The 22,121-nt window shown below is 50.2% G+C and carries 18 protein-coding genes, 2 tRNA genes and 1 pseudogene; 10 read left to right on the forward strand and 11 right to left on the reverse strand.

Translation table 11 applies throughout. The features are described 5' to 3' along the window. The first annotated feature begins 468 nt into the window (after window positions 1-468). The 4 genes from HMPREF3277_RS10195 (at window position 469) to HMPREF3277_RS10210 (ending at window position 4,848) form a co-directional block, all read left to right on the forward strand. A complete protein-coding gene (locus HMPREF3277_RS10195) occupies window positions 469-2,040 on the forward strand; it encodes a TROVE domain-containing protein (protein WP_070871040.1) in 1,572 nt (523 codons plus the stop codon). 72 nt (window positions 2,041-2,112) lie between these two features. Next, entirely contained in the window at window positions 2,113-2,691 is a 579-nt protein-coding gene (locus tag HMPREF3277_RS10200; RefSeq protein WP_246830800.1) for a hypothetical protein, read from the forward strand. Window positions 2,692-2,717: 26 nt separating this feature from the next. Further along, window positions 2,718-4,196, forward strand: a complete 1,479-nt coding sequence (locus HMPREF3277_RS10205; protein WP_070871042.1) for an RNA ligase — start codon at window positions 2,718-2,720, stop codon at window positions 4,194-4,196. Between the two features lie 91 nt (window positions 4,197-4,287). Next, window positions 4,288-4,848: a hypothetical protein gene (locus tag HMPREF3277_RS10210; RefSeq protein WP_070871043.1), complete on the forward strand. Its 561-nt coding sequence runs from the start codon at window positions 4,288-4,290 to the stop codon at window positions 4,846-4,848. A gap of 76 nt (window positions 4,849-4,924) precedes the next feature. Here the strand turns inward: HMPREF3277_RS10210 and HMPREF3277_RS10215 are convergent, their stop codons facing one another. Next, window positions 4,925-5,368, reverse strand: coding sequence for an RpiB/LacA/LacB family sugar-phosphate isomerase (locus HMPREF3277_RS10215; protein WP_070871044.1), 444 nt, complete (start codon window positions 5,366-5,368; stop codon window positions 4,925-4,927). A 118-nt stretch (window positions 5,369-5,486) separates the two neighbouring features. Here HMPREF3277_RS10215 and HMPREF3277_RS10220 point away from each other — a divergent pair, with 118 nt between their 5' ends. Then, window positions 5,487-6,161 (forward strand): hypothetical protein, encoded by a 675-nt coding sequence (locus HMPREF3277_RS10220; RefSeq protein WP_003762992.1) that lies wholly within the window; start codon window positions 5,487-5,489, stop codon window positions 6,159-6,161. Window positions 6,162-6,614: 453 nt separating this feature from the next. Beyond that, the gene (locus tag HMPREF3277_RS10225; protein WP_174263546.1) at window positions 6,615-7,340 is read left to right on the forward strand and encodes a metal ABC transporter ATP-binding protein; all 726 of its coding nucleotides are present in this window, start codon (window positions 6,615-6,617) and stop codon (window positions 7,338-7,340) included. Window positions 7,341-7,627: 287 nt separating this feature from the next. Here the strand turns inward: HMPREF3277_RS10225 and HMPREF3277_RS10230 are convergent, their stop codons facing one another. From HMPREF3277_RS10230 to HMPREF3277_RS10265, 9 genes and pseudogenes are all read right to left on the reverse strand, one after another. Beyond that, window positions 7,628-8,200, reverse strand: coding sequence for a 50S ribosomal protein L25/general stress protein Ctc (locus tag HMPREF3277_RS10230; protein ID WP_003755233.1), 573 nt, complete (start codon window positions 8,198-8,200; stop codon window positions 7,628-7,630). A gap of 66 nt (window positions 8,201-8,266) precedes the next feature. Next, complete coding sequence (locus tag HMPREF3277_RS10235) at window positions 8,267-9,250, reverse strand: ribose-phosphate pyrophosphokinase (protein WP_045072760.1); 984 nt, start codon at window positions 9,248-9,250, stop codon at window positions 8,267-8,269. A 243-nt stretch (window positions 9,251-9,493) separates the two neighbouring features. Then, window positions 9,494-9,570 (reverse strand) — tRNA-Gln (locus HMPREF3277_RS10240). Between the two features lie 6 nt (window positions 9,571-9,576). Beyond that, entirely contained in the window at window positions 9,577-10,425 is an 849-nt protein-coding gene (ispE, locus tag HMPREF3277_RS10245; RefSeq protein WP_070871045.1) for a 4-(cytidine 5'-diphospho)-2-C-methyl-D-erythritol kinase, read from the reverse strand. A 14-nt stretch (window positions 10,426-10,439) separates the two neighbouring features. Then, the gene (lolB, locus tag HMPREF3277_RS10250; RefSeq protein WP_070871046.1) at window positions 10,440-11,030 is read right to left on the reverse strand and encodes a lipoprotein insertase outer membrane protein LolB; all 591 of its coding nucleotides are present in this window, start codon (window positions 11,028-11,030) and stop codon (window positions 10,440-10,442) included. A gap of 80 nt (window positions 11,031-11,110) precedes the next feature. Then, window positions 11,111-12,994: a tetratricopeptide repeat protein gene (locus tag HMPREF3277_RS10255; protein ID WP_003778238.1), complete on the reverse strand. Its 1,884-nt coding sequence runs from the start codon at window positions 12,992-12,994 to the stop codon at window positions 11,111-11,113. A gap of 241 nt (window positions 12,995-13,235) precedes the next feature. After that, a pseudogene (locus HMPREF3277_RS15390) lies at window positions 13,236-13,298 on the reverse strand (transposase); the annotation flags it as partial. Between the two features lie 152 nt (window positions 13,299-13,450). Beyond that, entirely contained in the window at window positions 13,451-14,815 is a 1,365-nt protein-coding gene (locus HMPREF3277_RS10260) for a sodium-dependent transporter (RefSeq protein WP_070871047.1), read from the reverse strand. A gap of 286 nt (window positions 14,816-15,101) precedes the next feature. After that, window positions 15,102-15,178 (reverse strand) — tRNA-Pro (locus HMPREF3277_RS10265). 409 nt (window positions 15,179-15,587) lie between these two features. Here HMPREF3277_RS10265 and HMPREF3277_RS10270 point away from each other — a divergent pair. Both HMPREF3277_RS10270 and glnD read left to right on the forward strand, forming a co-directional pair. Beyond that, window positions 15,588-15,905, forward strand: coding sequence for a helix-turn-helix domain-containing protein (locus HMPREF3277_RS10270; RefSeq protein ID WP_070871048.1), 318 nt, complete (start codon window positions 15,588-15,590; stop codon window positions 15,903-15,905). Between the two features lie 47 nt (window positions 15,906-15,952). Beyond that, window positions 15,953-18,514 carry a [protein-PII] uridylyltransferase gene (gene glnD, locus HMPREF3277_RS10275; RefSeq protein WP_070871049.1) on the forward strand — a complete coding sequence of 854 codons (2,562 nt, stop codon included), beginning with the start codon at window positions 15,953-15,955 and terminating at the stop codon, window positions 18,512-18,514. A gap of 257 nt (window positions 18,515-18,771) precedes the next feature. On the opposite strand, the gene argH is transcribed toward glnD, so the two are convergent. Continuing rightward, window positions 18,772-20,151, reverse strand: a complete 1,380-nt coding sequence (argH, locus tag HMPREF3277_RS10280; RefSeq protein WP_070871050.1) for an argininosuccinate lyase — start codon at window positions 20,149-20,151, stop codon at window positions 18,772-18,774. A 78-nt stretch (window positions 20,152-20,229) separates the two neighbouring features. Between argH and HMPREF3277_RS10285 the strand changes: the two genes are divergently transcribed. Beyond that, window positions 20,230-21,270 (forward strand): sensor histidine kinase, encoded by a 1,041-nt coding sequence (locus tag HMPREF3277_RS10285; protein ID WP_003755259.1) that lies wholly within the window; start codon window positions 20,230-20,232, stop codon window positions 21,268-21,270. A gap of 73 nt (window positions 21,271-21,343) precedes the next feature. Next, entirely contained in the window at window positions 21,344-22,090 is a 747-nt protein-coding gene (locus tag HMPREF3277_RS10290) for a thermonuclease family protein (protein WP_070871051.1), read from the forward strand. Window positions 22,091-22,121 lie beyond the last annotated feature (31 nt).

A 22,121-nucleotide genomic window follows, 5' to 3' on the forward strand; every position in this document is an offset into this window, starting at 1 on the left:
CCGTACTGGTTTAAAGTTAATCCACTATAAAAAGTTTAAGGGCGCAACCGGCAAATGCCGGGGAAATTACATCACTTAGGGAGTACGAGGTACGGGTTCGAATCCCGTTTCCGTCAGACAAGGGCGGAATAGCTTAACCGGCAGAGCGCGTAAAAAATGCATTTCCCCAACCCTTGTTGCAGGACGCGCCCACCCCTTACGGGCGGATGCCGGCAGGATTACATTAGATCGGTTATTGCGGGTTCGATTCCCGCCGCCGGAAACGGCGTAAATCCTGCCAATCTAGCCGCCCACCTTTTTTACGGCAGCAGGCGGATGCCTGAAGGGATTACATTAACCTTCCACGTTAAAAAACCGTATCCCTTCAAATATTAGCCGCTGCACTGCCACCCATTCGAGGTCGTCTGAAAACGCTGCTTTTGTGAAGCTAAAGCGTCAGACCACCCAAAACCAACAACACGAAAGGAAATGAAAATGGCTAACACCACCTTGTTCCAATCCATTAAAACCCGTTTGACCGCTGCCGACACCCGCAACGAAGCAGGCGGCATCGCCTACACACTGACACCCAAGCAACAGCTCGCCCAGCTTGCCGCCACCGGCTGCCTGAACAGCACCTACTACGCCGACGCGCAAGACCAGCTTGAGCAAGTATTGGCATTGGCGGAACAACTGGATGCCGAGTTTATCGCCAAAACTGCCGTGTATGCCCGTCAAAAAGGCTTCATGAAAGACATGCCTGCGCTGTTGCTTGCCGTGTTGGCGCAAAAAGACGTGAACATGCTTGCCCGCGTGTTCGACCAAGTGGCGGACAACGGTAAAATGTTGCGCAACTTCGCGCAAATCATCCGCAGCGGCGCAGTCGGCAGAAAATCCTTCGGCAACCGTCCGAAAAAACTGATGCAGACCTGGCTTTTGACCGCTACCGAAAAACAACTGTTGAACGCCGCTATCGGCAATGCTCCGTCGCTGGCGGATGTGGTCAAAATGGTGCATCCCAAACCGCGTGAAGCATGGCGTGCCGCCTGGTTTGCGTGGCTTATCGGCAAACCGTACGACCGCGAAGCATTGCCGCCTATCACCCGCGCCTTTGAAGACTACAAGCAAAGCCGCCAAGGCGCATTGCCCGACGTTCCCTTCCAAATGCTCACTGCTTTGGAATTGAACAGCGGCGACTGGGCGCAAATCGCCCGCAACGGCTCATGGCAGCAGGTTCGCCAAAACCTGAACACTCTCCTGCGCCACGATGTGTTTGCGAAAAGCAAAAACATCAAAATGGTGGCAGAAAAACTGCGCGACCAAACCGCCATCCGCCGCGCCCGCGTCCTGCCTTACCAATTGCTGACCGCGTATCAGGCAACATCCGAACAGATGCCGTTTGAAATCCGCGAAGCCCTGCAAGATGCGATGGAAACCGCCGTACAAAACGTACCGGCAATCCGAGGCAAAGTCGTGGTTTGCCCGGACGTATCCGGCTCCATGCACAGCCCGGCTACCGGCTATCGCGGCAGCGCGACCAGCAGAACCCGCTGCATCGACATCGCCGCGCTCGTATCCGCCGCCATGTTGCGCACCAACCCGAAAGCCCGCGTAATACCGTTTGAACGAATCACGGTAAACGTGCAGCTCAACCCGCGCGACAGCGTCATGACCAACGCCCAAAAACTCGCCAATATCGGCGGCGGCGGAACGGCATGCAGCGCACCGCTCGCCATGCTGAACCGCGAAAAAGCCGATGTGGATTTGGTCGTCATCGTGTCTGATAACGAAAGCTGGGCAGACCTCGGACAATGGGGCGGCAAAACCGGCCTGATGAAAGAATGGGACATCCTGAAACAACGCTGCCCCGAAGCCAAACTCGTCTGCTTGGACATCCAACCCTACACCACCGCACAGGCGCAAAACCGCCGCGACATCTTGAACATTGGGGGCTTCTCCGACCAAGTGTTCACGCTCATCGGCTCGTTCGCCGAGCAAGGTATGGGCGCGGATTTCTGGGTGGAAGAGATTGAGAAAACCGAGCTGGCGGCGGTAAATTAGCCAAGGGGTCGTCTGAAAATAGGGTTGCAACGTTTTCAGACGACCTTACCGATAAAAGATTGAGTGGCAAACATGAATGCTGACGAACTAGCCCTGTGCGAAACCTTTCCCGCGACCTTGCGGCATGAGGCAGAAACGCTGATTTTGCGGCAGCCCTACCGCAGCCGCTTGTCCGTCCTCCAAGGGGAAACCGTTGTTTCAGACGGACAGACAATCCGCCTCATCAGACGCCAATATGCGGCTTTCCATGCGAAAGGAGATGAGGTTCGGCAACTGATGGCACACTGTCTGAATACCCGCCATCATGACGGTCATATTCGCGAACGGCATTTCAAACCGCTGCTCGCCGCCGGACAGCCTGCGTTCGTCCTGCCTTTTGCCGCGCAGTTGCTCGGCGAATACGTTTTGCCGATACAATTTGACGTTGCCGTATTTTTCGAGAACAACGCCGCTGCTCTGGCACGCTTTTTCGCTGACAACCCGCTTTATTGGCAAAAGCAGAAAGACCGTATCCGCAGCTATTGGCATTGTTATCACAGCAGCCGTTATCCCGATTGGCAAAGTTATCCCGTCCGTTTGCTGGCGGAAGAAATCGATAAGGAAATTGCCCGTATTGTTTTCAGACGACCCCTCACACCAAACGTCGTCTGAAAACCCAAATAAGGAAATCAAACACTATGCAAAAATTCATCTTAATCCGCGGTCATCAAGGTTCGGGAAAATCGACTTTCGCCGAACAAAAAGCCGCCGAATTTAAAGCGCAGTATCCGGATGCCGAAATCGTCCGTATTGAAAACGATTTGCTCATGACCGACGAAAACGGCGTGTACCGCTGGTCGGGCGAGGCGTTGGATAAGGCTCAGAAACGCGGTAATGCTTTGATGACCGAGACCTTAAAAATCGGACGCCAAAATCCGAACCGCAACATTTTGATCATCCATTCCAACACCAACCAAAAGGCTTCGCGTTGCCGCCATTTGTTGGATCTGGCGAAAAAAAGCGGTTTTGAAACAGAAATCTACCGTATGCACAATTTCTATCCCAACCTGCACGGCGTGAAAGAGCATGACGTGTTGGCGGCGTATATCAAGCTGAACCAAAACCGTGTGGCAAACGAAATCCACGTTGAAGCCGTACAACCCGCCAGCACGGAACAACTGGAAAAAATCAAGCAGATGCAGGCTTTCCAGCAGCAACCCCTGCCGTTTGACGAAACGCAGCAAACCTTCGTCACCGAAAATTATCTGCAACACGGCAGCCGCAACTTTACCGCCAAAGCATCCAAGCGCTATCCCGAATTGCGCGTGTTGAAATACGCCCGCAGCGTGTTCTACGACAACCGCTTCGACGATGCGCTGCTGGAAATGCGCGGTTTGATTATCGACGTGCACAACCGCATCATCGTGCGCCCGTTTAAAAAAGTGTTCAATTATTCGGAACGTATTGCCAAAGGCAGCCGTTATCCGATCCGAATCAGCGACGAGAGATTGGTGGACGCGGTCGTAAAAGTAAACGGCTTCCTCGGCTGCTGCACTTTCGTCTCGCTTTCAGACGACCATCCGTCCCACGGCGCGGCGTTTGACGGCAAAGTGCTGTATTCGACCACCGGCTCGCTCGACAGCGCGTTTGCCGACATGACCGCCGCACACTGCGCGCAATACGAACCCCTGTTCCGCGCTTATCCGAACCACACTTTTTTGTTTGAAATCACAGACGCGAAAGACGTCCACATCATCCGAGAAGAATTGGGTGAAACCTTAATCGGCTGCATCGACGTGGCGACAGGCCGTCAGTTTAGCGAAGCCGAATTGGACGAAATCGGCAAACAATACGGCATCCGCCGTCCCGAAATGCTGAAAAACATCACGTTCGGCGAACTGAAAGGCCGTCTGAAAAACGTGGAACACGAAGGCTTTATGGTATTTGATGCGCAAAACGGCGAAATGCTGTTCAAACTCAAATCGCCGTATTACCTGATTTCAAAGTTTTTAGGACGAAGCAACGAGGGCAATATCGGCCGCAAACTGGATAAACGCCATGTTGATGAAGAATTTTATCCTTTAATCGACTATATCCACGACCATCAGGAAGCGTTCAACGCTATGCCGGAATTGGATAAAATCGCGTTCATTCAGGCGTTTTTAAGACAACTGTAAGGTCGTCTGAAAACGCTAGACGCTTGTGATAATATGACGGCGGCGGATGCTTTGTGTCATCCGCTCCATCATTATTACAAAAGGAAAAACGATGAAAAAAACCAATCTTGTCAAAAAATTGATGCTTGCCGCCGTAATGCTCCCGTTGGCGGCACAGGTGGCGCAAGCTGCGGAGATGGCGTTCTTCGGTGAACTGCCCAAAGACTTCAAAATCGGCTATCAAACCAAACAAAACGGCATGGCAATGGTCAAGCTGGTACCGCAAAAGCAGACACTCGACAACTGGACAAAAATGATCACCCTGCAATCCATAGCAGGCGCAAACCTTGGTGCAGAGGAATTCCGGAACAATACTGCAAACTTATGGCAGAATGCCTGTCCGAAAAGCAGCTTCAATCCCATAACTGAAGGCGAAGCAAACGGCTATTCCGGCGCAGTGTGGCAGCTTACCTGCGAATACAACCCGCAAACCGGCAAACCCGAATACACTTGGTTCAAGGCCATACAAGGCGATGACAGCCTGTATGTGACACAATATACCTTCCGCTACGCGCCGAACAAGAAAGAAGAACACAACGCTTGGGATCAGCTGCGCAAATTTACCGTTTGCGACAGCAGCGAACAACATCTTTGCAGCGAAAGCGGAAAATAAGCGTTTAAACGTTTTCAGATGACCTTGATGGCAAGGATAACAAGGTCGTCTGTTTAAAACCAAAATAATAATGCGCTTACGCCCCGCACTCAAATGCCTCGATTTCACCAACCTTAGGCGCATAACTGCTGCTTGTGTCGTGGCGTAAATCCAACCAAATATCCACCAGCGCCCAAGCGGCAGGCGCGGCAATGACGTTCTGCCCCATGCACAACACCTGCGCGTCGTAGTTTTCCACCGAACCGCGGACGGTAAGCAAATCGTGCGCCGTCGCCGCCCGTATGCCGCGTACCTTATTGGCGGCAATCGCCGTACCCACGCCCGTACCGCAAATCAACAGCGCGCGGTCAGCACGTCCCGCCGCCACTTCCTGCGCTGCCGCAAACGAAAGCTGCGGATACGTTCCGTCCGACGAGGATAAATCAATCAAGCTGCCGACACGCGGATCGTTTTGTAAATGCGCTTTGAGCGCGTCTTTTAATAGTGCGCCGTTGGCAGGCGCGGCAATAACCAAACGCATACATACTCCTTAACCACATAATAAACATAACCAGCATACGCCCGCTTGCAAGACGGTTCAAGCCGATAGCCGCACTACCGCACCATAAACCACATCAAAAAATCACAGGAAACGCAACATGAGCAAAATCTTTTTCACATCCGACCTACATTTTTCGCACAAAAACATCGCCAAATTCTGCCCGCAGTTCCGCCCGTTCGACAACATCGCCGACATGGACGAATACCTGATCAGAACATGGAACGAAACCGTTTCCCCCGACGATGACGTATACAACTTGGGCGATTTGTCTTTCGCCCACGACATCAAAAAAATCGCAGCCGTCCTATCGCGCCTCAACGGCAAACACCACCTGATTTACGGCAACCACGACGACATCGTCCGCCGTCACAACAAATACCTGTTTGAAACCGTCAAACACGACGGCCACCCGTTACTATCATCCGCCCGAACCTACCGAAAACTGCAATTGGACGAAATAGACAACACGCTGATTTTGTTTCACTACCCGATTAACGAATGGGATGGCTGCCACAAAGGCTGGTATCACTTATATGGCCATTTGCACGACCGTCTGGCAGAAATCCCCGGCCGCGCCTTAAACGTCGGCTTCGACCTGCACGGCCGTTTCCTCACCCCGCAAGACATCGACAGCTTCCTCAGCCCACTGCCGAAAATCTCATATTTTGGGGAAAACCCGACCGTTCCGTCCCAAGTGGAAGCTGCCAGGGATTTCGTAGCACACCAGTTACGTTCACTCAATAATAAAGCCAATCAGAAGGCGCAAAAATAAAAATCAAACTGATGCGGGTAGCCATGTTCAAATACGGATAGCGTGACCCCATCCAATATCAAAAAGGTCGTCTGAAAAACATTTTCAGACGACCCCAAGCGTCAAACAAACCATGCCGCCTCCTTTTCAATCTTGTATTGTCAAAAACAAATTTACAGTCAGAATGTTATACAGTATCATCTCAAAACTCATTTACTTTCTTTCAGACGACCTATCCCTCTCTTAGAGCAAACCAATAATTCGGTAGCGCATTACTTCGGTTCATAGCAAAATCAAAATTTGTTATATGCCGCCGATACTCTTATCTGCTTGCGCCAACTCATCACCTTAAGGTCGTCTGAATGCTTTACGACTTATGAATTCCATTCTCTTAACCGGCCTATTCCAACGGCTGCTGATTGCCCTTCTTGCAATTGCAGCATTATGGGCAATATATTTTTGGGCAGTCGCATCATGAGCATCAAGGTAGAAAATCTAACAGTCAGCTACCAACGCCGCCCTGCCATCCACCATATCGATATTACTTTTGAAGACCACAGCATGTGGGCAATTTTCGGTCCCAACGGTGCGGGAAAATCTACGCTGCTCAAAGCCATTATGGGACTTCAAAACATCGATACGGGCAAAGTGTCCCTTGAAGGATTGCAACGTAAAGATATCGCCTATCTGCCCCAGCAGTCAGACATTGACCGCAGCCAGCCCATGACTGTCTTTGAGCTTGCCGCGATGGGTTTATGGTACGAAATAGGCTTTTTTGGCCGCGTAAACGCCCAACAACACCAACGGGTGATGGCTGCATTGGAGCGCGTCGGCGTTCAGGATCTTGCCGACCGTCAAATCGCCCACCTTTCCAACGGGCAATTCCAACGTGTTCTATTTGCGCGGATGCTGGCTCAAAACGCCAACTTCTTGCTTTTGGACGAACCTTTTAACGCGGTAGATGCTCGGACAACTTACGCATTGCTAGACGTATTGAAACAATGCCATGAAGAAGGCCAAGCCATCATTGCCGTTTTGCATGATTACGAACAAGTCCGAACCTATTTTCCCCATACCATTCTAATTGCACGGGAAAAAGTTGCCGCAGGCGCAACCCATACTGTACTGACCGACGCCAATTTAAGCCAAGCCAACGCACTGATGCAAAGGCAAGAATCGGCAGATTGGTGCGAGGTATAGTGGATTAACTTTAAACCAGTACGGCGTTACCTCTCCTTAGCTCAAAGAGAACGATTCTCTAAGGTGCTGAAGCACCAAGTGAATCGGTTCCGTACTATCTGTACTGTCTACGGCTTCGTCGCCTTGTCCTGATTTAAATTTAATTCCACTATAAAACAAAAAAGCATTGCAAATTTCCATTGCAATGCTTTTTTATTGAAGTCCTATCAAGCAATTAGCTTACGGCTGCAAAATAAAAACTGCACTATTGCTAGTGCAGTTTTTTCAAATCATCCTTGAAACGATGATTAGCGTTTTTTACCGGTAACGGTAGCAACCGCCAGGTTTTCGTTACGTTTCAGAGAAACGCTTTCTACACCTTCAGGCAGTTGGATGTCAGACAGGTGAAGGATGTCGCCGGCAACGACTTTAGTGCAGTCCAAATCCAAGTATGCAGGGATGTTGGCAGGCAAAGCAACCACTTCAACAGTAGTGTTCAACAGGGATACACGACCGCCTTGCAGTTTAACGGCTTGAGAGTTTTCAGCGTTAACAATGTGCAGGGGAACGCGGATACGTACAGGTTGGTCGGCTTTAACAGCTTGGAAGTCGATATGTTGAACTTCGCGACGGAACGGGTGCATTTGAAAATCGCGGACGATAACGTCTTTGGTTTCACCGTTCAGGGACAGTTTGATCAGTGCAGTGTGGAAAGATTCTTTTTCCAATGCGTAGAATACAGTTTTGTGATCCACAGCAATTGCAACGGGCTCTTGGCCTTCACCGTACAAAATGCCGGGGATTTGGCCTTCGCGACGCAGGCGGCGGCTCGCACCAGTGCCTTGTGCTTCACGAACAGAGGCTTGAATTTCATAAGTCATGTTAAATACTCCAAATTAAATAAAACTACCGTCATCGGCCGCGACCAGCTTAAGACGGCTTCGGGGTTATGGCAGCAACATGCTGCCTGTCATCACTTCTTCATTGAAAAGATATGAGACGGATTCTTCATTGCTGATGCGGCGGACCGTTTCAGCCAAAAGGCCGGCAATCGTCACTTGACGGATGCGGTCGCATTGTTTGGCCGCTTCAGACAAAGGGATGGTGTCGGTAACGACAACTTGGTCGATTTCAGACGAGGCAATACGGCTGACTGCCTCTCCGGAGAATACGGCGTGGCTGGCATATGCTAAAACACGTTCTGCTCCGCGCTCTTTCAAAGCGACGGCAGCTTTACACAGCGTATTCGCGGTATCAATCATGTCATCCACAATCAGACAGGTACGGCCTTGAATATCGCCAATAATATTCATGACTTCCGCCACATTGGCTTTCGGGCGGCGTTTGTCGATAATCGCCAAATCGGCATTTAAAGATTTTGCCACAGCGCGGGCGCGGACTACGCCGCCAATATCAGGGCTGACTACGGTCAGGTTTTCAATCCGCTGCTGTTTGATGTCATTCAACAGAATAGGAGTGGCATAGATGTTGTCGACAGGGATGTCAAAGAACCCCTGAATCTGGTCGGCATGCAAATCGACAGTCAAAACACGGTCGATACCTGCGGAATACAACATATTGGCCACCAGTTTGGCGGAAATCGGAACGCGTACAGAACGCGGACGGCGATCTTGGCGGGCATAGCCGAAATAGGGAATTGCTGCGGTAATACGACCAGCAGAAGCGCGTTTCAGCGCATCGGCCATCGTCAGGATTTCCATCAGGTTGTCATTGGTTGGGGCGCAGGTGGGCTGCAGGATAAAAACATCACGACCACGGACGTTTTCCATCAATTCGATGGCAATTTCGCCGTCTGAAAATTTGGATACGGAGGCTTCGCCTAACGAAATATCCAAGTGTTTGACAACGCGTTGCGCCAACTCCGGATTTGCGTTGCCGGTAAATACCATCAAACTGTCGTATGCAGCCATATTTTCACCTGATTTTATGTTTAACTTCCGCTCAGAAAACGTCATGCTTCCCTCTGCCTATGTCCAAGACATTACGAGCGGTATTATACGCACAATGAACGGCATAGTGAATTAAATTTGCAGCGTTATATCACTGTCACGCCTCATCACAATCCAAATTTATCACTATAAAACAAAGTTTTTCTGCGTTGTCATTGATTTTCAACATAAAAGAGCGTGTAAGGGAACTTACACGCTCTTATTTGGCTGGGGAGGAAGGATTCGAACCTTCGCATGCTGGAATCAAAATCCAGTGTCTTAAACCGCTTGACGACTCCCCAACTTTATCAAATCATTTGAAACAAAGGATGAACGTCTAAACCTTCAACACAATATGCTTCATATGATTGTGAAACTTGTTGGTATATATTGTTTGCTTCTTGCCGACTATCCGTAGAGAGAAATATACACGCTCCAGATCCTGTCATTAGCGCAGAACCATATTCGGATAATTCACAATAAGCTTTCCAAACTTCAGGATATTCCTGAAAAACAACAGCCTGCATATCATTTCTAAACGGCTGCAAAGATTGGAAAGTCGGCATTATGCTTGGTTTGGAATTTCGTGTCAAGTTCTCATGTGAGAAAATTTTAGCAGTAGAAACATGTACCGACGGTTTGACTATCACATACCATTGTTTAGGAATTTCTATTTTGACTAATTGCTCACCGATTCCTCGTGCAAAAGCACTTTGCCCAAAAACGAAAAACGGCACATCCGCACCCAAACCGACCGCCAAATCAATAAGCTGTTGCCTTGTCAGCCGACATTGCCACCATTGATTCAACACGATTAACACGGTTGCCGCATCGGAGCTGCCTCCGCCCAATCCTCCCCCTGTCGGAATCTTTTTCTCCAACCAGATTTCCACACCACGGCAGGAACCGGTATGTTGCTGCAAAGAAAGTGCGGCACGATAAGCCAAATCTTGTTCGTAGGGAATACCTTCAGTAGGATTATGCAGAATAATCTTTTTATCGTCTCGTAGCTTCAGGCAGACGGTATCATACAGCCCGATAAGGCAGAAAATACTTTCTAAATTATGGTATCCGTCATCCCTTCTGCCCGTAATACGCAAATCGAGATTCAACTTAGCAGGCGCGGGAAAGGCTTGAGCATCGGAAGGAATGTCCATATCAAGCTCTTTTTTTATTTTTTAAGGCGGGCTGCACATTGCGTCTGATCGCTGGCAGCAGGTTCGTGGTTGACTTCGTCAAATACCAGACGGACATTTAATTTGGCATTTTCCAATTGAAGGATTTTCGGCTTGCCTTCGCTATTGGTGCTGCGTGTAATAGTCCAATTGAATTGTTCCAAACGGCCATCGGGCAACAATCGATATGGTGCATTGGCAACGCGTTTGCCATCCGCCCAAATATGCAGATATTGAACAGGCAATTCATAGCCCAAAAGTTTGTTGCTGAGCTCTTCTGCTGTTTCTGCCTGATAGACTCGACCTTTACTGTCTACTGCCAATACACCTTGATTGTCTTTACATAACTGTCCGACCGTACTGCCCAAAGGCGTATTGACGCTAATGGTTTGGACTTGATTTTGATAGGACCAGTCAAAATTGGCGTAAGAGCCTTTTTCTTCGACTTTTACTGCCAATCTTCCGTCTGCAGTGAAATCATTGACATTCTCCGCCGGCTTCCAATCATTTTGCTGAGACAAATTAGGATGCACACAAGCGGCAAGCAATGTCAGTGTTGCAATAGATACTAAGGTTTGTAATTTCATAAATACTCCCAAAAGGTCGTCTGAAAACGATCTATCATCCCGGCCTCTTCCAAGGCCTTGCTTTCAGACGACCTCTTTCATTATTTCGATTTTACGGAACGCCCCGATTGGGCTTTTTTCGTTGGTTTAGGAGCAGCCTCCACGCCGAAACGTTTCATGGTTTCCCGCAATATTTTCATATCGCCTTCGCCCTTCAGGCTGTCCGTCCATATTTTTTTGGCTTTTTCCTGCTCTCCGGATGCCCACAATGCTTCGCCCAAATGTGCGGCAACTTCTGCATCGGGATATTTTTCAAACGCATATTGCAAATAAGGCAATGCGGTTTGCACATCGTCTTTCAGGAAATACGCCCAACCCAAACTGTCATTGATGGCAGGGTTTTCCGGCTCGATTTGATAAGCAGCCTGAATCAGTTTAAAGGCCTCGTCTAAATTTTTCTTGGTTGGGGACAGCAAAATATAGCCCAACGCATTCAAACCATTGGCGTTATCAGGTGCCAATTCGACTACGCGGCGCAAATCAGCAATTGCCTTGCCCTGATCGCCCATACGGTCATAAATCATGGCTCGTTGGTACAAAACATCAGGCAACTGCTCCATGGCATCCGGCTGCCGGCTTATCTTGGGCAACATTTTATTCAGCTCGGACAATGCTTCTTGCAAATTATCGTGTTTGGACAAAGCAAACAGGGTAACCCGTTGCAATTCCTTACTGCCGAAATAACGCCCTTCCTGTTCCGGCAGGCTTTGCGCCCGACGTGCTTCTGCCAAAGCTGCCTTACCGTTTCCTTGCTCGGCCTCTAATGAAGCACCGAAAACTGCTTTATCAAAAACATAACTGGGGGAAACAACTTTGGCAAGCCATTGTTTGGCTTTGGGATAGTCTTTAACATCGGCATAAGCCATCGCACCAATCAGGGCGGCACGGCTTTGTTGTTCGCTTGTTCCGATGTTATACGCTTTATCCAAATAATTGATAATCGTCGAAATATCGTCTTTACGATTGCTTGCCAACAACGCTGCCTGAATATACAGGTCTGGATTCGGGTTATTTTCCAACAGCGTACGCAGGCGCGCATAGGCTTTGTCGTTTTGTTTATTGGAAATCAGGTTGACGATTTCCAACTCCTGCCATACGGGCGAAAGATTGCGCGTATCGGTTTGCTCGAAGAAGCCGTTTAATATCTCGGGACTGCGTTGCGCCATCAGCCGCAAAGTCAGTAAAGTCGGCGGCAGCATCTCTGCATCCAGCCCTGCCAAACGCTGCAATGCCGCAATGGCATGTTTCTTTTTGCCACCTTGCGCACTGAAAATCACATCGGCAATCGCAGCTTCCGGCAAATCTTTATATTTCAAAGCTTCCTTATGGACTTGTGACGAAGCTTTCTCTGCCAACCCCGGCTGCTGGATTGCCGCCTGAGCCAACAGCAGGAAAATACGCTGATTCTGTTCTTCGCTGGCATTGGCCAAAATATCATCCAAACCATTCAAGGTCTTATCGCCCTGCCCCAGCAAGATATTGCGCAACCAGGTCATACGTTTTTGCGCATTACCCGGAACAGGTTCGATTTCACGCCATTTTTGATAAATCATTTCCGCCTGTTGGAACGCATTGAGCGAAACCGCCATTTCTAAAGCGCGTTCCGCCACCTCCGGCGATTTGGTATTGTTCAACATCATCATGTATGTTGCCAACGCCGTACCGGCATCACCTTTCTGCAACAGTATTTCGCCGCTCAATAAGGTAAATATCTGATTTGCACGGTTTTGTATATTCACACGGCGAGCCTGCTCGACCTTGAATTCATCAGGCGTAAAGCGGTTTCTCTTTTGAATAATCTGTTTCACGTCTTTCGGTGTTTTCACCTCGACGGCATTATCCTGCCTGGCGGCGGAAACTTGCACCGCAAACAACATCATGACCGCAGCGGCAATCGTGCGGGCGCGGGTTGGGGACAGCAACATAACAATCCTTTGTGTACAAAAAAGCCGCATCAGAATTCATACGGCCATAATCAAACGTAACTTTATCACAAGCGGCCAACTTTGTAGATTTAAGCAACCGTAAACCTATTGTAATATTCCTCCTTTTCAGACGACCCCTTGCCCTGAATTTGAACAGGTTCCCGACTATCTCTTCGCGCTTAACCACCGTAATCAAATATAGTGGATTAACTTTAAACCAGTACGGCGTTACCTCTCCTTACCGTACTACCTGTACTGTCTGCGGCTTTGTCGCCTTGTCCTGATTTAAAGTTAATCCACTATAAAAGCAGACTACGGCCATCAACAATTCGACTCGAAATCAAAAAAGCTGAGTTCTGTCATTTACAGAACCCAGCTTACATCAACCGCCTGAACAAGCTTTATCAATACTGAAATATAAGGCAGTTTAAAGTTTTCAGACAACCTTACGCACCATTACAACAAATTGCTGACGAAAATCAGCAAAATCACCAACGGCACAAGGTATTTCACATAGGCAAACCAAATATTGACCGTCGTATGGTTGCCTTTATAAAGCAATTCGTCCTTCGCTTCGTCCTTCATCACAAAACCGACAAACAACGCGGAGCCGAGCGCGGTCAGCATAAATAAGATGTTGCCGCTGATATAGTCAAAAGCATCGAAAATATTTTTGCCAAACACGGAAACGTCTTTCCACGGACCATAGCTCAGAATGGACGGGATGTTGCCGAAGATGAAGATGGCAGCCAGTACAATCGTAATCGCGGCGGTACGGCGGATTTTGGTTTTTTCCTGAATGGTCGTAATCAACACTTCATAAATGGTCAGTGAAGTTGTCAGCGCGGCAATCAGGAGCAGCGAGAAGAAAATCACGGCGAACACAGGTCCTGCCCACATATTCGAGAACACAATCGGCAAACTTTGGAACACCAAAGTCGGACCGGAATTAGGGGCAACGCCGAAGCTGAAGAGCGACGGGAAAATCATAAAGCCCGCCAGTACGGCGATAATGGTATTGGTAATTGCCGTAATGACTGCGGTTTGCACCAGATTTTCGTTTTTATCCAAATAGCTGGACAAAGTAATCATCACGCCGAAACCCAAGCTCAGTGCGAAGAATACCTGTCCCAAAACGAAGACGAAAAGTTCTGCGGTAATCTTGCTGAAGTCAGGCTTCAGATAGAAAGTAATCCCTTCCATCGCGCCCGGTAGGGTAACGTTGCGCACGACCATGGCAATCAGGAACAAAAACAGCAGCGGCATCAGGTATTTCGCCGCTTTTTCAATGCCGCCGATGACGCCTTTGACCAAAATCCATTGGTTCACAACGACAAACAAGAAAGTGTAGAACGCAATTTCCCAAGGGCTGTTTTCGATGTGTTCGGTAAAGAAGCTTTTCGTTAGTTCGCCGCTGACAGGGCTGGAAATATTCAGATTTCCGCTAATAATATTAACGATATAGCTGATTACCCAGCCGCCGAGCACCATGTAATACGCCATAATGCCGAACGAGCCAAGCAAGCCCATCCAGCCGACCAGTTTCCAAATTTTGGCGACAGGTTTGCCGTTCAACGAGCCGCCGAACGCGTCCAGCGCGTTCACACCTTTGCGCCGTCCGATGACGTTTTCCACCAAAATCATCGGAATACCGATAACAAACATGGCGATACAGAATAAAAACACATACGCGCCGCCACCGTTTTCACCGACCAAATACGGGAAACGCCACGTCGCGCCGAAGCCGACAGTCGCGCCGGCAACGGTAAGGATATAAGTCAAACGGTTGGACCAAGTTTGACGGGGTTGGTTGGAAGACATAAAACACCATCTGCCTTGTTGGGAAAACTTGAAATTATACGCGAACGGATTAACGGTTCTTAACTGAATATCAAAAAGCAGTATAGTGAAAAAATCTGTGAATTTTGCATTTTTTAGGGGAAAACCATAAAGACAAAGGTCGTCTGAAAACAAAACAGGGGATATAGCTGGATACACTAGAAAACCATTGTCATTTTCCACCCTATTAAAATGTCAGGATTCAGACTTAAAACCACGATATGAAAAAACCTGCTTTGATCATGCAATCAAAGCAGGTTTTTATATTTGGTCGGAATGAGAGGATTCGAACCTCCGACCCCTTCGTCCCGAACGAAGTGCGCTACCGGGCTGCGCTACATTCCGAATGAGTGGCTATTATAGAGGAATTTTCGGCAGGATGCACGGATTTTGTTCACAATCTAAAATAAAAATAGATGAATTGCCTTCAATCTACCCCTGTTTTCAATTAACATAACCTATCTTTAAAATTTATTTTGTAAATAATCCTCAGACTTGATTTGAATCAAAGCTCCAAATTGAGTTTCATTTATAATCGCCGACATTGGAACTGAGACGACAATTTCTCAAAGTCCTCAAGATTTTCTGATCAGTAGATGATACATCTGCTTTGATTTAATACTCTCTATCTCTTTCCTCTTGATGTGTGTGTGTTTGGGTGTGGCTGTTGCCACCCCTTTTTTTTGGCTTTTATGTGAAGTAAAATCCGTAACAGCAAATTCTTAACTTCAACCATTTATCCGGAAACAAAATCATGAGCAATAAATTGACTCCGCCTGCCGAACTGCCTGATGAGCAGGATTTACGGGCGGTCTTGGCGTACAACATGCGACTTTTCCGCGTGAATAAAGGCTGGTCTCAGGAAGAGCTGGCGCGGCAATGCGGTTTGGACAGGACTTATGTATCGGCTGTGGAGCGCAAACGCTGGAACATTGCGTTGTCGAATATTGAAAAAATGGCGACGGCTTTGGGTGTGGCTGCGTATCAGTTGCTGCTGCCGCCGCAGGAGCTGCTAAACCTGATGGCCAATCCCTCTAATGCCCAACAGAGGTCGTCTGAAAACGATATTTGACTGCCGAATCATCCGCGCCCTCTCCCCACTACTTGAAAGAATAAAAAATGTCTGCAAACCTGTCTTCAGCATTGGAAACCTTCAAACAGCAACGCACTGCCGTCGAAGCGCATTATTTGAAAGCCAACCGTGTGTCGGTATTTTTCAGGGAATATACGGCGGCAGTCGAAACCTTGCTGGCGGCACTTTGGGACAAACATTTCCAAAACAGCGGTTTATGCCTGATGGCAACCGGCGGCTTCGGGCGCGGCGAGCTGTATCCTTATTCTGATTTGGATTTGGCGGTCGTGTCGTCTGAAACCGTTTCAGACGACCTTCAGGAAAAAATCGCGGCTTTTGTGCAGGATTTGTGGGACATGAAACTTGCGCCGTCGGTCAAAAGCGGCAGCGTTGACGAACTGTGTGAAAGCGTGCGCGATGATATTACGGGGGATACAGCGTTTTTAGAGGCTAGGTTTTTGTTCGGCAACCGCCAGACAGCGGACGAGTTGACGGAAAAAATGAACGCGCAACGCAATGTAGCGGCGTTTATCGAAGCAAAACTGGTGGAGATGGAACACCGCCATGCCAAATCGCAAGGTTCGGGAGCGGTATTGGAGCCGAACATCAAAAGCTGCCCGGGCGGTCTGCGCGATATCCATACCCTGCTTTGGATAGCGAAGGCACAAGGCTTGGCGGCCAACCTGCCTGCGCTGGTCAAACAAGGCATTCTGACGCGCACCGAAGCCGGCATGCTTTCACACGGCTACCGCCGCCTTGCCCACATCCGCATCCATCTGCATTTAAACGCAAAACGCGCCGAAGACCGCCTGCTGTTCGATTTGCAGCCGCAAGTCGCCGAAAGCATGGGCTATAAAGGCTTGAACCTCCGCCGTCAAAGCGAAGAACTGATGCGCGTGTTTTACCGCGCGATTAAAACCGTCAAACAACTGAGCGGCATCCTCACGCCCATGTTGCAAAGCCGAGTTTCCTCCACGCCGATGCGCGTTACCCTGCGGATTGACGACGACTACATCCAAGTGAACAACCAAATCGCCGCGCGGCACACCGATATTTTTTTCAGACGACCCGAACACATTTTCAAAATCGTTGAAATCATGCAGCAGCGCAACGACATTACCGCGCTCGAACCGCAAACCCTGCGCGCTTGGTGGGGCGCGACGCGTAAAATCAACCGCAGCTTCTACCAAAATCCCGAAAACCGCCGCCGTTTCGCCGGCTTTTTCCGCCGCGGCAACGGGCTGACCCAAACCCTGCGCTTTCTCAACCTCTACGGCGTGTTGGGCCGCTACCTGCCCGCGTGGGAAAAAATCGTCGGCCTGCTCCAGCACGACCTGTTCCACATCTATCCCGTGGACGACCACATCCTCGCCGTCGTCCGCAATGTCCGCCGCCTTGCCCTAGACATGCACAGCCATGAGCTGCCCTACGCCTCCGCGCTGATGCAGTCCTTTGAAAAACAAGACATCCTCTATCTCGCCGCCTTCTTCCATGACATCGCCAAAGGACGCGGCGGCGACCATGCCGTACAAGGCATCGCAGACGCGCGCCAATTTGCCGCCGACCACTTCCTGACCGAAGAAGAAAGCGACCTGCTCGCCTGGCTGGTCGAAAACCACCTGCTCATGTCCACCGTCGCCCAAAAAGAAGACATCCAAGACCCCGACGTACTCGATGCCTTCTGCAAACGCGTACAAACCCACGAACGCCTCAGCGCACTCTACCTCCTGACCATTTCCGACATACGCGGCACCAATCCCAAACTGTGGAACGCATGGCGCGCCAGCCTGCTGGAAAGCCTGTTTCACGCCGCCGGACGCTACCTCGCAGGCAACGGCGGCAATCCGCATGCCCTCTTCGGCCGCCGCCAACAAGAAGCCGCCGAATTGCTTACCCGCGCCGCCGTCCCCGAAAAACAGCAGAAAAAACTATGGAACGCGCTCGGTTCCGCCTACTTCGCCCGCCATCAGTCCCGCGAAATCCTGTGGCACGCTGCCAATCTCGTACACGACTTTGAAACCCCCATCGTCCGCAGCCGCATCCTGCCCAAGAGCGACAGCTTCCAAGTCATGGTCTTCATGCCCAACGGCCCGCGCCTGTTCGCCCGCCTCTGCCGCATCTTCAGCCGCCACGGCTTCGACATCCTCGCCGCCCGCGCCTTCATCACCGAACACGACTACATCCTCGACACCTTCATCGTACAAATCCCCTCGCAGCACGCCCCCGAAGACTACCCCGACATCCAAAGCGCGCTCGAAGCCGAACTCAACAGCTTTATCCACGGACACACTGTTGCCGAAACCCAAAGCCGCAGCCGCCGCATCAGCCGCCGCAGCCGCTACATGCCGATTGCGCCCAGCATCACCATCACCCCCGAAGAAGACTACCCCGACTGGTACTCCGTCGAAATCACCGCCGTCAACCGCCCTTTCCTGCTCGCCGACATGGCGGAAGTCTTCTTCGCCCACAACGTCAGCCTGCGCTACGCCAAAATTTCCACGCTGGACGAACGCGTCGAAGACAGCTTCATCGTCTTCAGCCCCGATTTGAAAAACCCGAAAACGCAGTCGTCGTTGAAACAGGCTTTGTTGGAACAATTATCGGTGTGACGATTGGTTTTAAAGGAAAAGCAAGAGGCCGTCTGAAAACTTGTTTTCGATTTTCAGACGACCTCTGTTTCTGATTTAAGATGGTTTTAAATAAAAAATTCTGCTTGTCGATGTGAATCCAGCTTAGACAACCGGCAAAGGTTGATACAGTTTCCACCTGTATTTTGAATCTAATATAAATGGTTTCCCTATATATTAAAGGTCGTCTGAAACCCTGTTCCCCGTTTTCAGACGACCTTCTGCTTACTTCATTTTCTTTAAGCCAACAATTTCCGCCAGCGTTTCACTTGGAAGCGTACTTGCTCCGGCGCGGTTCCGCCCAAGTGGTTGCGCGCGTTCAGACTGCCTTCGGGTGTCAGTACGCCGTACACGTCGTCTGAAATCAGATCGCTGAAGCCTTGCAGGACTTCGAGCGGCAGTTCGCTCAAATCGACGCCTGCTTGGTCGGCATGGCGCACAGCTTGGGCGACGACTTCGTGGCTGTCGCGGAAAGGCATGCCTTTTTTCACCAAGTAATCCGCCAAATCGGTGGCGGTGGCGAAGCCCTGCATGACGGCGGCGCGCATATTGTCGGGTTTGACGGTCACGCCGCGCATCATGTCAGCGTAAATCCGCAGGGTGTCGATGAGTGTGTCGGCGGTGTCAAACAGAGGTTCTTTGTCTTCCTGATTGTCTTTGTTGTACGCCAAGGGCTGAGATTTCATCAGGGTAATCAGGCCGATAAGGTGTCCGATGACACGGCCGGATTTGCCGCGCACGAGTTCGGGCACATCGGGATTTTTCTTCTGCGGCATGATAGACGAACCTGTGCAGAAACGGTCGGCAATGTCGATAAAGCCAAAACGCGGACTCATCCACAAAATCAATTCTTCGGACAAGCGGCTCAGGTGAACCATAATCAGCGAGGCAGCGGCGGTGAACTCGACGGCAAAATCGCGGTCGGATACGGCATCGAGCGAGTTTTGGCAGATTTGCTCAAAACCCAGCAATTCGGCGGTGATTTCGCGCTGAATCGGATAGGTCGTACCGGCAAGGGCGGCAGCGCCGAGCGGCATACGGTTGACGCGTTTGCGACAGTCGGTCATGCGCTCGAAATCGCGTCCGAGCATTTCGACGTAGGCGAGCATGTGGTGTCCGAAGCTGACGGGCTGGGCGACTTGCAGATGAGTGAAACCGGGCATGACGGTTTCAGCGTTTTGTTCCGCCAAATCGACCAAGGCCGTCTGAAGGCTCCGAATCAGGTCTTGAATAATGGTAATCTGGTCGCGCAACCACAGGCGGATGTCGGTGGCAACTTGGTCGTTGCGGCTGCGGCCGGTATGCAGGCGTTTGCCCGCATCGCCGATTTTTTCGGTCAGGCGGCGTTCGATGTTCATGTGGACGTCTTCCAAATCCAGCGACCAAGAAATAGTACCGTCCTTGATTTCTGCTATAATCTCCGCCATTCCCTGACGAATCGCCGCCAAATCTTCTTCACTCAAAACACCTGATTGAACAAGCATTTGCGCGTGCGCCAGCGAACCCTGAATGTCCCACTCGGCAAGCCGTTTGTCGAAATCGATCGAACCGGTGTATTTTTTCACCAGTTCGGAAACAGGTTCGTTAAAACGGCCCGACCAGGTTTTGTCCTTACTCATGGTTTCATCCTCAGATAAAATAACAGAGCCGCAAAGGCTCGTATAAACGCATTAAAAGAAAACGGTTGGAAATATTTTATGTCTATTATACGTCAAATCAACAATACATTCGCCGTCCCAGACCTGCGCAATTCGGCAACAGTCGTGCGCCTTTTGATTATTGTCTTGGGCAGTCTGTTCTTTCTCCCCTTGATCAGCGATTCTTCGCTCTCCTATTCCGCAGAGATTTACCATCATTCCCAATGGGTGTTTCCCGTATTGCTGGGGATTTTGGTTAAAGCCTATTTCGTCAATATCTTCACCCCTGCCATCAAAACATCGCCCTACGGCGTCATTATTACCTACTTTTTGAACTTATCGATATTTGCAATCGTCGATTTTTTCATTCTGAAAACACACGGCAGAACGCTCTCGCAACATTTCTTCCTGTTCAACCTTTTCCTGCTCGGGCTGATGTATTACGAAGCCTCGCGCCGGAACGGCCTTGCGCCTTCGATTTCCGAAGCCCGCCTCAGCGCGCTGACCGCCCGCATCCGCCCGCATTTCCTGTTCAACAGCCTCAATGCCGCCATCAGCCTGATCCGCCTGCGCCCGTATGACGCGGAAACCCTGTTGGAAAACCTCGCTAACCTGTTCCGCGCCCAACTGCGCGACGGCAGCCAAAGCAGCACTTTAGGGCAGGAAATCGAATGGGCGCAGGAATACATCGCCATCGAACAAATCCGCATGGGCCATATGCGCGTGCAGGTAATGTGGCAGCACCAGGCGCCTGATGACGCGGAAACGCCGCACCTCCTGCTCCAACCCCTTTTGGAAAACGCGGTCTTCCACGGCGTCGAATCGACCCACCGCCCCGGCATGATTACCGTGTTTACCAAGCTCAACAAATCATCCATCTACATCCGCATCGAAAACCCGTACACCCCGCCCGAAAGCAGTGAAAACGCCAAACCGCACAAAGGCAACTCGATGGCATTGCACAACCTCAAAGAACGCCTGACGCTGATGTACGACAACGATGCCAAAATCCAAAGCCGCCAACTCGACGGCATTTTCCGCGTCGACATCCGCCTGCCTTACCGCAAAAAAGCCTCTGATGTAAACAGGCTGTTCGGTTAATACAACCATCCCCCAAAGGTCAAAGGTCGTCTGAAAAGTTTCAGACGACCTCAAACAAACCACCGTCAACCTTATGAAAACCAAAACAATCTTAAAATGGCTTCCCGTGGTTTTGTCCGTCTTGGGCGCATTGGGTTACAGCTCGCGCGATACCGAAATCATCCGCTCCGGCGTGCAATTCGCTTCTGCGCTCACAGGCAGCAGCCATATCGGCATGGAAGCCTTCGGCGCATTATTATCGGAAACCGTCAAATCAGGGTCGTCTGAAAATACTGCACACCAAAGCCGTCCGCACACTCAAAAACGCAATTCCACCACTCCCCATACCTATCGCGGCAAAATCTCCAAAATCCACGACGGCGATACCCTCCACGTTATCGACGAAGACGGCGCGAAACACAAAATCCGCATGGCGTATATCGATGCACCCGAAATCAATCAGGCATACGGCACGCATTCTCGGGACAACTTGATTGACGCCGCCGACGGCAAAAAAGTGAAGGTACGCGTATTTGAAACAGACCGCTACCAACGCGAAGTCGCGCAAGTTTCCGTCGGGACGACCGATTTGAACCTCATGCAACTCCGCGACGGAGCGGCATGGCATTACGACAGCTATGCCAAAAAACAACAAAGCAAAACCGCCTACACCGACTACGCCGCCGCCCAAAAACAGGCGAAACAAAAACGCAAAGGCTTGTGGAGCGGTAAAAATCCCCAAGCCCCGTGGGACTTCCGCCGCGAAGAGCGCGAAAGGCAAAACGGCGGGCACAACGAACGCCGTCAAGAATCAAGCGGACAATGGTTTGGCATTTGGTAACCGGTGGCTCTCAACATTTAATTTTCCAAGT

Origin of the sequence: Neisseria sp. HMSC70E02 (assembly GCF_001838645.1) — a bacterium.
Taxonomy (GTDB): domain Bacteria; phylum Pseudomonadota; class Gammaproteobacteria; order Burkholderiales; family Neisseriaceae; genus Neisseria; species Neisseria macacae.

What these genes read in the sequence shown, in the direction of transcription:
- HMPREF3277_RS10195 (WP_070871040.1), top strand. Translation starts at nt 469, where the DNA reads ATGAAAATGGCTAACACCACCTTGTTCCAATCCATTAAAACCCGTTTG.
- HMPREF3277_RS10200 (WP_246830800.1), top strand. Translation starts at nt 2,113, where the DNA reads ATGAATGCTGACGAACTAGCCCTGTGCGAAACCTTTCCCGCGACCTTG.
- HMPREF3277_RS10205 (WP_070871042.1), top strand. Translation starts at nt 2,718, where the DNA reads ATGCAAAAATTCATCTTAATCCGCGGTCATCAAGGTTCGGGAAAATCG.
- HMPREF3277_RS10210 (WP_070871043.1), top strand. Translation starts at nt 4,288, where the DNA reads ATGAAAAAAACCAATCTTGTCAAAAAATTGATGCTTGCCGCCGTAATG.
- HMPREF3277_RS10215 (WP_070871044.1), bottom strand. Translation starts at nt 5,368, where the DNA reads ATGCGTTTGGTTATTGCCGCGCCTGCCAACGGCGCACTATTAAAAGAC.
- HMPREF3277_RS10220 (WP_003762992.1), top strand. Translation starts at nt 5,487, where the DNA reads ATGAGCAAAATCTTTTTCACATCCGACCTACATTTTTCGCACAAAAAC.
- HMPREF3277_RS10225 (WP_174263546.1), top strand. Translation starts at nt 6,615, where the DNA reads ATGAGCATCAAGGTAGAAAATCTAACAGTCAGCTACCAACGCCGCCCT.
- HMPREF3277_RS10230 (WP_003755233.1), bottom strand. Translation starts at nt 8,200, where the DNA reads ATGACTTATGAAATTCAAGCCTCTGTTCGTGAAGCACAAGGCACTGGT.
- HMPREF3277_RS10235 (WP_045072760.1), bottom strand. Translation starts at nt 9,250, where the DNA reads ATGGCTGCATACGACAGTTTGATGGTATTTACCGGCAACGCAAATCCG.
- ispE (WP_070871045.1), bottom strand. Translation starts at nt 10,425, where the DNA reads ATGGACATTCCTTCCGATGCTCAAGCCTTTCCCGCGCCTGCTAAGTTG.
- lolB (WP_070871046.1), bottom strand. Translation starts at nt 11,030, where the DNA reads ATGAAATTACAAACCTTAGTATCTATTGCAACACTGACATTGCTTGCC.
- HMPREF3277_RS10255 (WP_003778238.1), bottom strand. Translation starts at nt 12,994, where the DNA reads ATGTTGCTGTCCCCAACCCGCGCCCGCACGATTGCCGCTGCGGTCATG.
- HMPREF3277_RS10260 (WP_070871047.1), bottom strand. Translation starts at nt 14,815, where the DNA reads ATGTCTTCCAACCAACCCCGTCAAACTTGGTCCAACCGTTTGACTTAT.
- HMPREF3277_RS10270 (WP_070871048.1), top strand. Translation starts at nt 15,588, where the DNA reads ATGAGCAATAAATTGACTCCGCCTGCCGAACTGCCTGATGAGCAGGAT.
- glnD (WP_070871049.1), top strand. Translation starts at nt 15,953, where the DNA reads ATGTCTGCAAACCTGTCTTCAGCATTGGAAACCTTCAAACAGCAACGC.
- argH (WP_070871050.1), bottom strand. Translation starts at nt 20,151, where the DNA reads ATGAGTAAGGACAAAACCTGGTCGGGCCGTTTTAACGAACCTGTTTCC.
- HMPREF3277_RS10285 (WP_003755259.1), top strand. Translation starts at nt 20,230, where the DNA reads ATGTCTATTATACGTCAAATCAACAATACATTCGCCGTCCCAGACCTG.
- HMPREF3277_RS10290 (WP_070871051.1), top strand. Translation starts at nt 21,344, where the DNA reads ATGAAAACCAAAACAATCTTAAAATGGCTTCCCGTGGTTTTGTCCGTC.